Below are 14,805 nucleotides of genomic sequence, written 5' to 3'. Positions count from 1 at the left end.
GATGCTCGAACTGAATGGGGTCTGCGCCGGTTACGGCGAAATCCAGGTGCTGTGGGGCATCGACATGGTGGTGCGTTCCGGCGAGATCACTGCGCTGATCGGCTCCAACGGCGCCGGCAAGACCACGCTGATGCGTGCGCTGTCCGGGCTGATCCCGCTGACATCAGGCAAATATGTCTCCGAAGGCGTCGATCTGTCGAAGGCGACGGCGGCGCAGATGCTGGCCCATGGCATCGTCCATGTGCCGGAAGGGCGCCGTCTGTTCGGCGCCATGAGCATTGAGGACAATCTGCTGATGGGCGCCTATTCGCGCAGCGTCAGCCGTACCGAGCTCAATCGCGATCTCGATCGGGTTTACACGACCTTTCCGAAGCTCCGCGAGCGCCGCAATCAGGCCGCGGCTACGCTCTCCGGCGGCGAACAACAGATGTGCGCCATCGGCCGCGGGCTGATGAGCGCGCCGCGTCTTCTGATGATCGACGAACTCTCGCTCGGCCTGTCGCCGCTGCTGGTCGAGCAGCTCGTCGCAGCACTGCGGCAGCTCAACAGCGAAGGCATGTCGATCCTGCTGGTCGAGCAGGACGTCACCACGGCGCTCGATCTCTGCCATCACGCCTACATCATGGATATGGGCCGCATCGTGCGCACCGGGCAGGGCGCGGAATTGCTGGCCGATCCGATCATCCGCGACGCCTATCTCGGCGTCCTCGAAGACTGACTTTGATTTCACCTGAAGAGGCAAACATGATCGAGACCGTCGAAGCCCCCAATAGCGGCTACCGTTACATGCCGGGCGTGTTCCAGTATTCCTGCGGCGTCGGCGCGCTGCCCGGCTTCGCGCTGGAGCGCGTGCGCTTCTCCAAAGTCGTTCCGCTGAAGGAAGGCTTCGCCAGGGTTGCCGAGATCATCAAGGCCGCCGGCCGGCCGCTGACCGCCTTTGCGGCCTGCGAATTGCGCTCGCCGGCGCCGTTCACGGAGCAGGGGTTCATCGACTTCAACGAGATCTACATCAAGACCCTCGAAGACTGGGGCATCATGAAGGATCGCGTGAATCCCATCGCGCGCAGCAATGTGTGTCCGAAGATCGATCCGCCGTCGGAGCCCGGCTTCCACGCCTTCTCTTTCACGACGGTTGCGCCGAATGCGCCGGCATCTTTCGTGATCGCCGGCAGCGGCGAGGCCGCGGAAGGCAAGGGCGACTATCGCGACAACACCGTGCGTCTCGGCGACATCAGCCCGTCGGGCATGCTGGAAAAAGCCAAGTTCGTGCTCGACGAGATGGAGCGCCGCATGAGCGCATTCTCCGGCACCTGGGACCAGACCACCGGCGCGCAGCTCTACACCGTGCGCGACGTCTATGCGCTCTTGGAAAGCGAACTCGGTCGTCGTGGCGTGTTCCGCAACGGCCTGACCTGGCACTTCAACCGTCCGCCGGTCGTCGATCTCGAATACGAGATGGATTGCCGCCGCGTGCATGTGGAGCGCATGGTCGAGGTTTAACCGCCTCAATGATGACTGATGCGCAGATCTTGCGAGGTCTGCCGTAGTCGCCGGGTGAGTTCGCGCGCCAGGTTGCCCAGCAGCCTGGTGGCGAGCACCGGATTTTTCTTCAGGATCAGGTCGAAGCCGTCGCGCGGGAATTCGTAGCAGACCACCGCGTCGTCGGCGACGATGGTCGCCGAGCGTGGCACCGATTCCACCAGCGCCATTTCTCCGACCGTCGTGCCGCGGCCAAGTCCGGCGATGCGGCGTCGCTCGTGATGTCCGTCGGTGCGCAGCAACACGCTGACGCTCCCTTTCAGGATCAGCCACATCCGGTCGCCGGCGTCGCCTTCGCGGCAGATCGTATCGCCACATGCGAATTCGCGTCTGGTCATTACTGCAGTCAGTTCGGCCATCTCGTTGGTGGAAACGCCATCGAGAAAGTCGATCTGCTCGAGCGTGAGTTCATCCGCTTGCCCCTGCCTCGCAGCGGAGCGGTCGAGCACGGTCTGCTCCATCCACTCCAGTGCGGAGTCGAGATCTTGTGTCATTGGCGGCGATGCCGCGTCGTGCTCGATCCCGTTGCCGATGATGGCGGCATGGACGGGCCGGACATTGCAGTAGATCAGTCGCCGTTTCTTTTCAGTCGCCTTCTGGCGCAGGGTTCGCAATGCGTTGATGCCGGACACGTCGAGGTCGGAGATGGCACCCATGTCGAGCAGGATCATATCCGTGCTGTTGAACAAGTCCTTGACGCGGAGCGAGAGGTCGTCGGCATTGCCGAAGAACAGCGCGCCTTCGAGCTGCAGGATGGCGCGCTGCTGTCCGGTCTGCTGCAGGATCGCGAGATCGTGGGCCGAGCGAATGCGCTTGGAGAACAGTGTGTCGCCGAGATGGGCGCGGCGCACCAGCGGCCGGCTCATATTGATGACGAAGATGATGCAGGACAGGATGATCCCGACAATGACTCCGGAAACCACCGAGCTGAACACGGTCACGGTCATCACCGCGAGTACAACGATCAGATTATAAACGGCGTGGCGGCGAACCTGCGGCTCGCTTTTGTGTCTGACATCGGCCAGCAGTTGCAGATTCCAGCGATCGAACAGCACGATGCCGATCACCAGAAGCAGGCCGGCGAACACCGCACGCGGCACCTGTGCGAGCACCGACGACAGCGCGAATGTGATGGCCAACAGGCTGAGAGCCACGAAAATGCTGGTCCAGCGCGTGCGGCCGCCCATGCGATAGCCAAGCAGGATGACGGAAGGGATCGCCGATCCGCCGATGCCGCCGCCCAGCGCTGCTGCCGCATTGGCGATGCCCTGCGCGGCGAGGTCGCGCACCGGATGGATATGCGTATCGTCGAGCTGCTGTGCCACGCGAAACGCCAGCATGGTCTCCACCGTGCCGATGATCGCCAGCACCAGCGATACCAGCACGACATGCGGAAGCACGGCGGTCAGTTCCGGCGTGATCGAGCCGTTGAACACTGCGCCGAGCGGCATGGCCGGCGGGAAGCTGACATGGATCTCACCGATGGTCGGCCCGAGATCGAGACCGGTCGGGACGCTGATCAGATAGTAGAGCGCGGTGCCGGCGATGAAGCCTGCAAGCGATCCCGGTATCTTCCGCAGCCAGTCCGGCAGCCGCAACCAGCCTGCTATTGCCGGATAGTTCAGAACAAAGAGCGCCAAGGCTACGACGTAAACCAGCATGGCGGGTTTGTTCGGCCACAGCGTATGCGCGGCAAAGAACGGCTTGAACTGGGAAATCACGATCAGCATCCCGACGCCATTGAGCAGGCCGGTGAGTACCGGGTGCGGCGCGAATTTGATGGCGCGTGTCAGGCCGAGCAGTCCGAACAGGACCTGCCACAGCCCGGCCAGAAACAAACACAGCATGATCGCGGTCACGATCATCGCGGGCTGGCTCGCAAGCGTGGCGTCATTGACCAGCGTCGTGGTCAGGCCGGCCTGCACCAGGGCCATGCTGACGCGGCTCGTCGTCACGATATAGGACGAGGTGGCGACCACGGCCGCGACCAGGCCGACGATGGCGCCGCCATACAGGCCGGCTGCAGCGCCGGTTGCGACATAGTCGGGGCCGAGCGGCGCAAACACCAGCAGTCCGCAAGCAAGGCAGAGCGGCAGGCAGACGAGGCTTGAGATCAGACCGGCGCTGATTTCCGATCGCCAGTCGACGAGCGGCTCGGCGGGAGGCGAAGCTTTGAGCACGGGCTAGCCTTCATCACAGGGGGTACCGGCCACGCCTTCATGGATGATAGTTGTTGCCAGCTTTTGCCATTATTGTGAAGCGGAACTGATCCGCAAGCCAAGATCGGGGTCCGCCCGCCGATTTCCCGCGCTACACGCCGGCGACGATCGTCTTGCGATACAGCGCGCTGTAGCTGGCGGCCGAGATATTCCAGCTGAACGATTTCGACATCGCGCTGCGGCGCATCGAGTTCAGGCGGTCCTTCGATCCGTAGGTCGCAAACGCCCGCAGGATCCCGCCCAAAAATGACTCGGTGGATGGCTGCGTGAACAGGAAGCCGGTCTCGCCATCGACGATAGTTTCGGCGAGACCGCCGGTCTGGTGGCCGATCGGCAGCGAGCCGAAGCGCTGCGCATACATCTGGCTCAGTCCGCACGGCTCGAAGCGCGACGGCATCAGCGTGAAGTCGCTGCCGGCGAAAATGCGCCGTGCCTCGCGGTCGTTGAAGCCGATGGCGACACCGATCGCGTCGGGGCGACGGCGATGCGCGTCCATCAGCGCATTTTCGAGCTCGGTCTCGCCGCGGCCGGTAACGACGATCTGTCCGCCGGCGGACACGATGGCGTCGGCGGCCGACAGCACGAGGTCGACGCCCTTCTGATGTACGAGGCGGGCGACCAAACCAAAAATGGGCCCGCGGGAGAGTGCGAGCCCAAATTGTTGGCGTACCCCGTCGGCATTGGCGCGTTTGGCTTCCCAGTCGCCCGCGCCGAACGGTCTCATGAGCTCCGCGCAGACGCGCGGATCCCAACTCTCATCGATGCCGTTGAGAATGCCTGTCAGACGCGACTCGTTGGAGCGCTTCGTCAGCAGGCCTTCCAGCCCGCAGCCAAGTTCCGGTGTGGTGATCTCGCGCGCATAGGTCTCGCTCACGGTGGTGAGGTGCGACGAGTAGATCAGCCCGCCCTTGAGGAAGGACAGCTTGTCGTAGAATTCGAGCCCGTCGATATGGAACGACTCCGCCGGTGCACCGATCCGGCGCAGCGAAGACTTCGGAAACAGGCCCTGATAAGCGAGATTGTGGATCGTCAGGATGGTCGGGATCTTCACCCCGCTCCAGGCGAGATAGGCCGGCACCAAGGCCGCCTGCCAGTCGTTGGCGTGGACCAGGTCGGCCGACCAGTTCTTGTCGAGCTTGCCGGACGCGAGTAGTGCCGCGGCGGAGGCGAAGCGTGCGAAGCGGATGTCGTTGTCCGGCCAGTCGCGGCCGCAGGCATCGCCATAGGGATTGCCTGGACGATCGTAGAGCTGCGGGCAGAGCAGGATATAGATCGGCAGTCCATCCTTGGTCGCGGCGAGTCCGACCGAGCAGGCAGGCATTTCCGCCAGTGCCGGGCATTCGCCGACGATCTCGATGTCAGGAAACTGCGTGACGACGTCGCGGTAGCCGGGAAGGATGACCCGAACGTCGCTCCAGATGCGCAAGGCTCTAGGGAGGGCGGCGGACACGGCTGCAAGGCCGCCTACCCGGATGAAGTCGTCAATCTCTGGAGTGACGAACAGTACCCTCAAGAAACGTCCTCGTGCCCGCCGCGACTACAAGGATACAAAACTGGTCCAGCGTCTTTGGGTACTTACGGAACCGAAGGGCAATGGAACTCAGTTTTGTTACTTGCGCTGCAAAATATCTGTCTCTGCACTGCAGTATATCACATCACTTAATACGGCATTGCAAAAGAGAAATGTGAGTTCGCTAAATTATCTCTGAAATCAGTGACCGGGTGACGACGGGACGATCAGCCGCAGGAAGCTCATGACGCAGCCGAGCGCGGCAAAGCCGGCACCGAGCGCCAGCGCCCAGGTTGCGCCGCCATGGCCGAACAGGCCGAAGCAGAAGGCGGCAAGCGCTGCGCCCATGCTCTGGCCGGTCAGCCGGGCGGTGGCCACGATACCGCTGGCGCCGCCGCTGCGGCCGGCCGGCGCGCTCGACATGATCGCCTTCATGTTCGGCGCTTGGAAGAAGCCGAAGCCGGCGCCGCAGATCACCATCCGCCAGACGATATTGGCGACGCTCGGGTCGGGCGGCAGGGTGGCCAGCAGCACCATGCCGATGCCGAGCAGGGCCATGCCGATACCGCCAAGAAGCCCGGCGGGATAGTGGTCCGACAACCGGCCGGCGATCGGCGCCATGATGCCGACGACCAGCGGCCAGGGCGTCAGGAAGAAGCCGGTCTCGACTGCCGAACGATGCAGAACTTCTTCGAAATAGAACGGCAGCGACACAAAGGCGAGGCCCTGGACGGAGAAGGAGCATACCGCCGTGGCCGCCGACAGCGCGAACAGTGGGCGGCGGAACAGGTCGATCGGCAGCATCGGTGCAGGGTGATCGGCCTGCCGGCGGAGCAGCAGCCAGCCGAACAGCAGGCCGGCAACCAGTTCGGCGACGACGATGGATGGCGCCGTGTGATGGGCGGCGCTGTCGATGCCGAGGATCAGCAGGCCGAGACAGAGCGAGGTCAGCAGGGCGCCGAGAAAATCGAAACGATGGGTGGCGCGCGTGGTCTTTGGCAGTGTCTTGAGGCTGATGATAATGGCGGCGAGGCCGAAGGGCAGGTTGATCGCGAACAGCCAGGGCCAGGTCGCAACCGACAGGATGCCCGAGGCGATGGTGGGGCCGAGGGTGAAGGCCGTCGCAACGACGAGGGCGTTATGACCGAGCCCGCGGCCGAAATGGCTTGGGGGATAAACCACGCGGACCAGCGCGGCATTGACGCTCATGGCGCCAGCGGCGCCGAGGCCCTGCAGCACCCGGGCGAACAGTAAAGTGTCCAGCGACCATGCGAATGCGCAGGCGACGGACGCGATCGTGAACAGGATCAGCCCGCCGAGATAGATGCGCTGATGGCCGACGATCTCGCCCAGTGCGCCGAACGGCAGCAGCGTGGCGACCATGGCGATTTGGTAGACATTGACCACCCAGATCACGTCCGCTGGCGTGGCATGCAGGTCGCTGGCGATGGAGGGCAGCGCGATATTGGCAATGGCGGTATCGAGCGAGGCCATGGCAAGGGCGGTAAAGATGGCAAGCCGCGCCCAACGCTGCTGGCTCGGCGTCAGCCCTTCCGTCGGCTGGGGAGCCTGTGCCGCGATACCGTCTGCCATAGCTGGGGATTCCTGGGTGCGGCCGAACTGGCTGCCGATCCGCGCTATCTAGGATAGTTCGCTTTGCCCCTACAGGCGTGCAACTGCATGAGGCATATGCACATCTTTATTCCCAGCGGAAAATCCGCTGTCGGCTGATCACATCGCTGTCAGGCGATTACATCGCTGGCGATCACATCGCCATCAGACCGGCTTGGTCTTGAACCAGGTCCCGGACGCCACCGCCGTGACGATGATAGTGCCGTAGACCACCAAGGCGAATGTCAGGCAGGCAAACAGCCAGGTCAGCGATCCCGTCAGCCGCAGCGCCAGCCAGCCGCCGCCGATCGAGATCAGCAGCCGCAGCACGCCGGCGAGCAGCGGATAGAGCATCTTGCCGGCGCCCTGCGAGGCGAAATAGAGCGACAAGCCGAGGCCAAAGAAGCCATAGGCCGGGCCGACGATACGCAGATAGGCGCTGCCGGTCTCGATCATCTGTGGATCCGACCCGAACAGGCCGAGCCACGCGGCCGGCCAGATCGCGGCCGCCAGGCCGACGGTTTCGGTGATCACGAACACCATACCGCCGCCGATCAGCGCCGCCCGCAGCGCGCGCTGCTCCTGCCCGGCGCCGATATTGGTGCCGACCAGGGCGACCAGCGGGCCGCCGAAGCCGAAGGCCAGCGGCACCATCAGATATTCCAGCCGGACGCCGGTGCCGAAGCCCGCCACGGCGTCGCCGCCAGCGAAGCCGCCGACCAGTGCGGTGGTCAGCAGCACCGTGAAACTCGTCTGCAGCGAAATCACCGCAGCGATGGCGCCGACGCGCAAGATGTCGGCTGAGAGATCCCAGCGCAGCCGCGCCAGTTTGAAATGGACGATGCAGCGGCCGGAGAGAATGTAGCCCGCGAGCACGGCGCCCACGGTGAAGGTCGACAGCACCACGGCCCAGCCACCGCCGGCAATGCCGAGGGCCGGAATCGGTCCCCAGCCGAAAATCAGCAGCGGCGACAGCGGGATCAGCAGCACCACGCCGATACAGATCGACAGCGACGGCACCAGCATGTTGCCGGTGCCGCGGATGATGCTGGCAAAGCCGTTCATCAGCCAAACTAAAACGCTGCCGCCGAATACCACGTTGGAATATTGCATGGCCGCGTCTAGCGCGCCGCCGCTGACGCCCATCGCCGTGTAAATCGCACGGCCCCAGATCAGGAAGATCGCCGAGCCGATCAGGCCGAGCAGGATATTGATGAGCGTGGCATGCATCACCAGTGCTTCGGCATCGTCGGTGCGGCGCGCACCGAGCGCACGCGCAATCGCCGAGGAAATGCCGCCGCCCATGGCGCCGGCCGACAGCATCTGCATCATCATGAAGCCGGGAAACACCACGGCCATGCCGGTCAGCGCGTCGCTGCCGAGATGCGACACCCACCAGGTTTCGATCAGGCCGGTGGAAGCCTGCGCCAGCATCACCAGCAGATTGGGCCAGGCCAGCTTGACCAGCGTGGAAGCGATCGGCGCCTGCAGCAGCATCCGCGTCCGCGGGTTCATCTCGTGGACGGGCGCGGCCGTGGCGGCGACAATGGCCTGCGGCGTTTCCAGTTTCATGGTGATCCGTCCTTCTGCGGGCGCGGTTTGCTGAGCCGCCGTTGCACGCGTGCGCTGGCGGCGGGGCCGGGCGCATTGGCATGGGTGGCTTCGGTGATTGGTTTGCCGGTACGGCGGTCGACCAGGATGGGATCGGCGGTCTCGCCGGTCTCCTTGTCGATCAGAACAACGCTTTCACCCTCAGGCGCGAAATGCCGGTTACCCCAGCTTTGCAGCGACCACAGCACGGAGCGGAAATCCCGGCCCCGCGGGGTCACGATATATTCGTAGCGCGGCGGCTTTTCGCAATATTGCCGCTTCTCCAGCAGTCCGGCCTCGACCAGCACCCCGAGGCGCCGGGTCAGCATGTTCGGCGCGATGTTGAGGTTCTTCTGGAACTGATCGAACCGCGTCATGCCGTAGATGGCATCGCGCATGATCAGAATGCTCCACCACTCGCCGACGCGCTCAAGGCTGCGGGCGACCGGGCATTCCAGTTTTTCGAAACTCTTGCGCTCCATGGGCGGAAGATAGGTGAGTAACTATCATCATGCAAGTCACTAGGTGGTGACCCTCCACGGTCATTCCGGGGCGCAGGTCAGCGGCGAAGCCGCTGGCAGGCGAACCCGGAATCCCGAAGTGTTCAGCCATGTCGAGATTCCGGGTTCGCGTGCGCAAGATGCACACGCGCCCCGGAATGACGGCGTTAGTGCTAAGCTCTTACCCCACCATCCGCTCGCGCCCGACCCAGAAGCTCGCGCGCAGCGCCTTCTTGTCGATTTTACCGACGCCGGTCATTGGCAGTTCACTGACGAACTTGATGTGCTTCGGCGCATGGGCCGAACCCTTGCGGGTCTTCACCAGATTGATCAGTTCGTTGGCGTCCGGCTTCGCGCCGCCGCGCGCGACCACGATGGCGGTGACGGCTTCGCCCCATTTGTCGTCGGGCACGCCGACCACGGCGCACATGGCGACATCGGCATGGGTGGTCAACACATCCTCGATCTCGCGCGGGAAGATGTTGAAGCCGCCGGAGACGATCATGTCCTTCTTGCGGTCGAGGATGAACATGTAGCCGCGCTCGTCGGCGCGGGCGATGTCACCGGTGTGCAGCCAGCCGTTCTTGAGCGTTTCGGCCGTCTGCTCCGGCCGCTTCCAGTATTCCTTCATCACATGCGGCGCACGCACGCAGATTTCGCCGGCCTCGCCTGGCGAGACCTCCTGATCGTCATCGTCGAGAATGCGCACGTCGCAGACCGCGATGGGGAATCCGCAGGACAGGAACAGGTCGGGCTTCCTGGGATCATGATCCGTCTTGCGCAGCACCGACACCGGATAGCATTCGGTCTGCCCGTAGAGCTGCGAGAACACGGGGCCGATGCGTTCGATACCTTCCACCAGCCGGCTCGGTGACATCGGTGACGCGCCGTAAAGCACCAGATCGAGCGACGATAGATCGGTCTTTGACAGCGTCGGGTTGTCGAGCAGCACATAGATCATGGTCGGCACGAACAGCGTGAAATTGATGCGCTCGCGTTCGATGGTCTTGAACACCGCTTCGGGATCGAAGCCCTTCAGCATATGCACTGTGCCGCCGCGCATCAGCGTCGGCAGCACCTTGGTGCCGGCGACATGGCTGATCGGCGCCACCGTGAGATAGCTCGGCGTATCCGGAATTTCGAAGTCAGACAGGATGGCGCTGGCAAAGCCCGACACTTCGCGATGCCGGCGCAGCGCGCCCTTGGATTTTCCGGTGGTGCCGCCGGTGTAGTTCAGCACGGCGATGTCATCGACCTGTGCAAAGTCCCGCGCGGTGGCGCTGCCGCCTGAGCCGACGACTTTCAGAAGATCGATGCCATAATCCGCACGGCCCAGCGTGAACACGTGCTGCAGGCCTTGCGCGCGCGATGCGAGCTCGCCGCCGCGCTGCAGGAAATTGTCGGCGTCAATGATCAGGATCGTTGCTTCGGCGTCCTCGATCTGGTCGATCTGATCCTGCATCGAGCCCAACGGGTGCAGCCAGGAGATTGCGAAACGCGACAGTTGCGCGGCGACGCCGGCGCACCAGGTGTCGGCGCGGTTGGCCGTGAGCAGCGCCACTTTCGTGCCGGGCGATGCGCCGAGGTTCATGAACACATTCTGCAGTCGTGCGATCAGGTCCGTGGTGCCGCGATAGGTGATGGTGCCGCCGGGCCAGCTGAAAGCGATGCGATCCGGATAGCGCGCCAGCGCCCGCAGGGTCTGCGCGCCAACGGTCGGAAACGTGTTCAGCACGTCCGTCATGGAAACCTCCCCAAATGTCCTCGGCTTCTGTGGGCCGATGGTTGTGGCAAGGCTAACAATGAATGCCGGGCATGCAAACATAAACCCGCATGGGCATTGCAGCATTCGCGATGAACTTGTGGCGGCTTTCGTCGTTTGCCTGTGCTAGAAGCGGTCGAGCCATTTGAGCCGCGTCACAGGAGAATTTCATGCGCAAGTTTTTGACCGTGCTGGCAGCACTGGCCACCCTCAGCCTGACCAATTGCGGTTACAACGCGATTCAGACCAATGACGAGCAGGTCAAGTCGGCCTGGTCGGAGGTGGTCAACCAGTATCAGCGCCGCGCGGACCTCGTGCCGAATCTCGTGAATTCCGTGAAGGGCTTCGCGCAACAGGAGAAAGACGTTCTTCTGGGCGTCGCAAATGCACGCGCCAAGGTTGGCTCGGTGCAGGCGACGCCTGATGTGGTCAACGATCCTGCCGCGCTGCAGAAATTCCAGGCCGCGCAAGGCGAACTCTCCAGCGCGCTGTCGCGCTTGCTCGTGGTCACCGAGAACTATCCGCAGCTCAAGTCGGACGCGCTGTTCAAGGATCTGATGTCGCAGCTCGAAGGCACCGAGAACCGCATCACCGTGGCGCGCAACCGCTACATCAAGTCGGTGCAGGATTATAACGTCGGTGTGCGCACCTTCCCGAACAATCTCACCGCCATGATGTTCGGCTACAAGGAGAAGGCGAATTTCTCTGTCGCCAATGAGAGCGAAATCTCGACCGCGCCGAAGGTCGACTTCAACCCGACGCCGGCGCCTGCGAAATAGGCCGGTGCCGATCAGGCCGATCCGATGAAGGCGATCAAAGCCTGTCTGCTGGCATGGTTGCTGTGCTGGAGCGCCGTCGCTCTGGCCGATGTGGCCGTGCCGGCTTTGACGGGGCGCGTGGTCGATCAGACCGCGACGCTGAGCCAGGGCGAACAGGCATCGCTCGACAGCACGCTGCGTGATTTCGAGTCGCGCAAGGGCAGCCAGATCGTGGTGCTGATCGTGCCCACCACGGCGCCGGAAGCCATCGCGCAATACTCCATCCGCGTTGCCGAAGCCTGGAAGATCGGCCGCAAGAAAGTCGATGACGGCGCGATCCTGCTGGTGGCGAAGAACGATCGCAAGCTGCGCATCGAAGTCGGCTACGGCCTCGAAGGCGCGCTGACCGACGTCACGACAAAACGGATCATGGACGAGATCATCACGCCGCGCTTCAAGACCGGCGATTTCGCCGGTGGCATCACAGCCGGCGTCAACCAGATCATCAAGGTGGTCGACGGCGAGCCGCTGCCGGCGCCGGATGAATGGAAGGGCAATTCGAATGCCCTCGATCAGATCATGGAATATGCGCCGTTCCTGCTGTTCGGCGTGCTGATCTTCGGCAGCATCCTGCGCAACATTTTCGGCCGGCTGTTCGGCTCGCTGGCCACCGGCGGGCTTGTCACCGCGGTGGTCTGGTTGGTCGCCGGCAGCCTGCTGTTCGGCGGCATCCTCGGCGCGATCGCGTTCTTCTTTACGCTGATCAGCGAGGCCCTCATGTCGGGCGGCGGAGGCGGTGGACGCCGCGGTGGTGGCTATATCGGGGGCGGCGGCGGTTCCTGGTCATCGGGGAGTTCATCGAGCAGCGGCGGCTTCAGCGGAGGCGGCGGCAGCTTCGGTGGCGGCGGCGCTTCGGGGAGTTGGTGATGAGCCTGAAACGCATCGGCAACCATCTGCTCGGCAATCGCTCGCGCGTCCGCAAGGCGTTCCCGCCGGAATCGCTGGCGGCGATCGAACAGGCTATCAAGGCCTCCGAGGCCAGCCATGCCGGACAGATCCGCTTTGTCGTCGAAGGCGCGCTCGACGGTGCGCCGCTGTTCCGCAATCAGTCCGCCCGCGAACGCGCCATCGATGTGTTCGCGCAACTGCGCGTCTGGGACACGGCGCATAACAACGGCGTGCTGATCTATCTGCTGCTCGCCGATCGCGATGTCGAGATCGTGGTCGACCGCGGCATCGATGCCCGCGTCGGCAAACCCGGCTGGGAAGCGATCTGCCAGATGATGGAGGCGGAGTTTCGTGCCGGACATTTCGAGCGCGGCGTGATCAAGGGGATCGACGCGGTGACGCGGCACCTGGCGACGCATTTCCCGCGCGACGCCGCGTCGGTGAATGAACTACCGGATGCGCCGGTGGTGCTGTAGCCGTTACGCCCTCTCAGCCGTCATTGCGAGCGTAGCGAAGCAATCCAGTCTTCGCTTGTGACCTTCTGGATTGCCGCGTCGCTTCGCTCCTCGCAATGACGTGGAGAGGCCATTGACCTCCGCTCACGCCTTCACACTCTCCCGTGCGCCCACCCGCTCGAACCACGCCGCGATCTTCGCATTTTCGCGATCCCACGGCTGCTTCACCTTGTCGGCGAAATCGAGCCAGCAAAACAGCACGATGTCGGCCATCGTGAAGCGTTCGCCGCAGATGAAGGTCTTGCCGGCCATCTGTCCGTCGAGCCATTGCAGCCGGTCGATGGCGATTGTCTTCAGGCCCGGCGCGCCTTCGGGCACGCAGACGATGCGCGTCTCGAAGCGCTTCAACCCCTCCGAAAAGCGATAGCCGTTGGCGATGTGCTGGCAGATATTGAGATCGACGCGCTGGCGCCACATCCGTGCCTCGGCGCGCTGCTCGGGCGTAGTGCCGATCAGCGGGGGTGACGGATGCGTCTCCTCGACATATTCGCAGATCGCGACCGTCTCGGACACATAGGCGCCGTCGTCGTGTTCGAGCGTCGGCATCTGGCCGTGCGGATTGCGCGCCAGATGCGCGGGTTCGCGGTTCTCGCCACCAGCAAGATCGACGGTCTGGACGGGGAGGCTGATGCCCTTCTCGGCCAAGAACATGCGCACCACGCGCGGATTCGGTCCGATGGAATCGTAGAGCTTCATGGCATTTCCCCGATTGTTCTGTTTGCTGGTGTTGTGCGGGCGGGGCGCGTGCGCGTCAAGCAACGGTTCCCATCGCCGGACAAGAGGTGAAATTTTCGTAAGCACTGCACCCGGTAAGGATTTGGCAAGCAATGAAAGTTACCAAAGTGTTCATCTATTCCGGAGAATTTGATCGTGAGCGAGCACAAGGCCGATTCCACCCCAGACGTCAGCGGCGATCACGTCGACACCGGCGCCGCGGCGGCGGCCGGCTCCCACGATGCTGACATTCACGTGGATTCGCCGAAGCTCGCACCGGAGCAGGGCGAGGAGCGCCCCGCCCAGATGCCAAAGCGGGAAGCGCCGAAGCTCGGAGCGCCCGGCCGGATCACCATCATGGCGCCCTCCCGCGACAGCGGCCCGCATGAGGGCGCGTCCCGTGAGCATGCGGCGCGCGAGCGCTCGTGGGAAGACTTCGTCAATTCCGAGCCGAAGATCGAGTCGGCAGAGAAGGCTGGCCGCAGCCGGATGATGGCGATTGCCGCGATGATCGCGCTGGGCATCACCGTCGGCGCAGTCGGCGGTTCGGTGGCTATGTCCGGCCTCGGCAAGCTGTTTGCCGCCGACGACACCAAGTCGACCAACCAGGCACTGGAAGAACACATTGCCCGTCTCGACGGTGAACTCTCGGCGCTCAAGGCCGAGGTCGACCGCAACGCCAAGCAGTCCATTGCGGCGCGCGCGAAGTCTGCCGAGCGTCTCGACAAGCTTGAGAAGGGCCAGGCCGAACCGGCCGCGAAACTCGCGAAGCTGAGCGAGACCGTCGAAAAGCTGCGCACCACGCCGCCGCCTGCCGCTGCACCCGCGCTGGTCCCTGCACCGGTTGCCTCGGCACCGGCCAAGGAAGTGACCGGTTCGATCAACGCCCCGGTGCCGACCCCGGCACCGAAGCCTGAAGTTGCGCGCCTGCCCATGGTCGAAGGCTGGCGCATCATCGACATCGCCGGCGGCGGCGCTACCATCGAGGGTCGTGCCGGAATCTTCGAAGTCTATGCCGGCGATCCGGTTCCCGGACTCGGCCGCATCGACGCGATCCGCAAACAGGACGGCCGCTGGACGGTGGTCACCTCCAAGGGCCTGATCGTCGCCCGCTGATCCACCCTTCTAGCGACGAATGC

Annotated in this window: 13 protein-coding genes; 6 read left to right on the top strand and 7 right to left on the bottom strand. The window is 63.8% G+C overall.

What is annotated here, in order from left to right; all coding sequences use genetic code 11:
• Window position 1 precedes the first annotated feature (1 nt).
• Complete coding sequence (locus tag AB8B02_RS00245; protein WP_165826864.1) at window positions 2–718, top strand: branched-chain amino acid ABC transporter ATP-binding protein; 717 nt, start codon at window positions 2–4, stop codon at window positions 716–718.
• Between the two features lie 26 nt (window positions 719–744).
• Window positions 745–1,500, top strand: coding sequence for a 2-amino-5-chloromuconate deaminase CnbZ (cnbZ, locus tag AB8B02_RS00240; RefSeq protein ID WP_439062785.1), 756 nt, complete (start codon window positions 745–747; stop codon window positions 1,498–1,500).
• Between the two features lie 5 nt (window positions 1,501–1,505).
• Here the strand turns inward: cnbZ and AB8B02_RS00235 are convergent, their stop codons facing one another.
• The 6 genes from AB8B02_RS00235 to AB8B02_RS00210 form a co-directional block, all read right to left on the bottom strand.
• Complete coding sequence (locus AB8B02_RS00235; RefSeq protein ID WP_439062784.1) at window positions 1,506–3,719, bottom strand: SLC26A/SulP transporter family protein; 2,214 nt, start codon at window positions 3,717–3,719, stop codon at window positions 1,506–1,508.
• Window positions 3,720–3,849: 130 nt separating this feature from the next.
• The gene (gene glgA, locus AB8B02_RS00230; RefSeq protein WP_184519038.1) at window positions 3,850–5,271 is read right to left on the bottom strand and encodes a glycogen synthase GlgA; all 1,422 of its coding nucleotides are present in this window, start codon (window positions 5,269–5,271) and stop codon (window positions 3,850–3,852) included.
• 198 nt (window positions 5,272–5,469) lie between these two features.
• The gene (locus tag AB8B02_RS00225; RefSeq protein ID WP_184519035.1) at window positions 5,470–6,861 is read right to left on the bottom strand and encodes an MFS transporter; all 1,392 of its coding nucleotides are present in this window, start codon (window positions 6,859–6,861) and stop codon (window positions 5,470–5,472) included.
• Between the two features lie 183 nt (window positions 6,862–7,044).
• On the bottom strand, window positions 7,045–8,451 hold the full coding sequence (locus tag AB8B02_RS00220) for an MATE family efflux transporter (protein WP_231079783.1): 1,407 nt from the start codon (window positions 8,449–8,451) through the stop codon (window positions 7,045–7,047).
• Window positions 8,448–8,951, bottom strand: coding sequence for a helix-turn-helix transcriptional regulator (locus AB8B02_RS00215; RefSeq protein WP_184519770.1), 504 nt, complete (start codon window positions 8,949–8,951; stop codon window positions 8,448–8,450). Before AB8B02_RS00215 ends, AB8B02_RS00220 begins: the two co-directional genes overlap by 4 nt.
• Window positions 8,952–9,150: 199 nt before the next feature.
• Entirely contained in the window at window positions 9,151–10,713 is a 1,563-nt protein-coding gene (locus tag AB8B02_RS00210) for an AMP-binding protein (RefSeq protein ID WP_439062783.1), read from the bottom strand.
• A gap of 188 nt (window positions 10,714–10,901) precedes the next feature.
• Here AB8B02_RS00210 and AB8B02_RS00205 point away from each other — a divergent pair, with 188 nt between their 5' ends.
• Genes AB8B02_RS00205 through AB8B02_RS00195 form a run of 3 tightly spaced genes read left to right on the top strand, consistent with a single transcriptional unit; the run spans window position 10,902 to window position 12,913 of the window.
• Window positions 10,902–11,510: a LemA family protein gene (locus tag AB8B02_RS00205; RefSeq protein WP_439062782.1), complete on the top strand. Its 609-nt coding sequence runs from the start codon at window positions 10,902–10,904 to the stop codon at window positions 11,508–11,510.
• 24 nt (window positions 11,511–11,534) lie between these two features.
• A complete protein-coding gene (locus AB8B02_RS00200; RefSeq protein WP_439062781.1) occupies window positions 11,535–12,416 on the top strand; it encodes a TPM domain-containing protein in 882 nt (293 codons plus the stop codon).
• Complete coding sequence (locus AB8B02_RS00195; RefSeq protein WP_439062780.1) at window positions 12,416–12,913, top strand: TPM domain-containing protein; 498 nt, start codon at window positions 12,416–12,418, stop codon at window positions 12,911–12,913. Before AB8B02_RS00200 ends, AB8B02_RS00195 begins: the two co-directional genes overlap by 1 nt.
• Window positions 12,914–13,036: 123 nt before the next feature.
• On the opposite strand, the gene AB8B02_RS00190 is transcribed toward AB8B02_RS00195, so the two are convergent.
• A complete protein-coding gene (locus AB8B02_RS00190; protein WP_439062779.1) occupies window positions 13,037–13,648 on the bottom strand; it encodes a glutathione S-transferase family protein in 612 nt (203 codons plus the stop codon).
• A 174-nt stretch (window positions 13,649–13,822) separates the two neighbouring features.
• Between AB8B02_RS00190 and AB8B02_RS00185 the strand changes: the two genes are divergently transcribed.
• Window positions 13,823–14,782 carry a hypothetical protein gene (locus AB8B02_RS00185; RefSeq protein WP_439062778.1) on the top strand — a complete coding sequence of 320 codons (960 nt, stop codon included), beginning with the start codon at window positions 13,823–13,825 and terminating at the stop codon, window positions 14,780–14,782.
• Window positions 14,783–14,805: the final 23 nt, after the last annotated feature.

Origin of the sequence: Tardiphaga sp. 862_B3_N4_1 (assembly GCF_051811085.1) — a bacterium.
In the GTDB taxonomy this organism is placed as follows: Bacteria; Pseudomonadota; Alphaproteobacteria; order Rhizobiales; family Xanthobacteraceae; genus Tardiphaga; species Tardiphaga robiniae.
The sequence above is the reverse complement of the archived record's forward strand: the minus strand, read 5'-3'. Positions and strand labels throughout refer to the sequence as shown.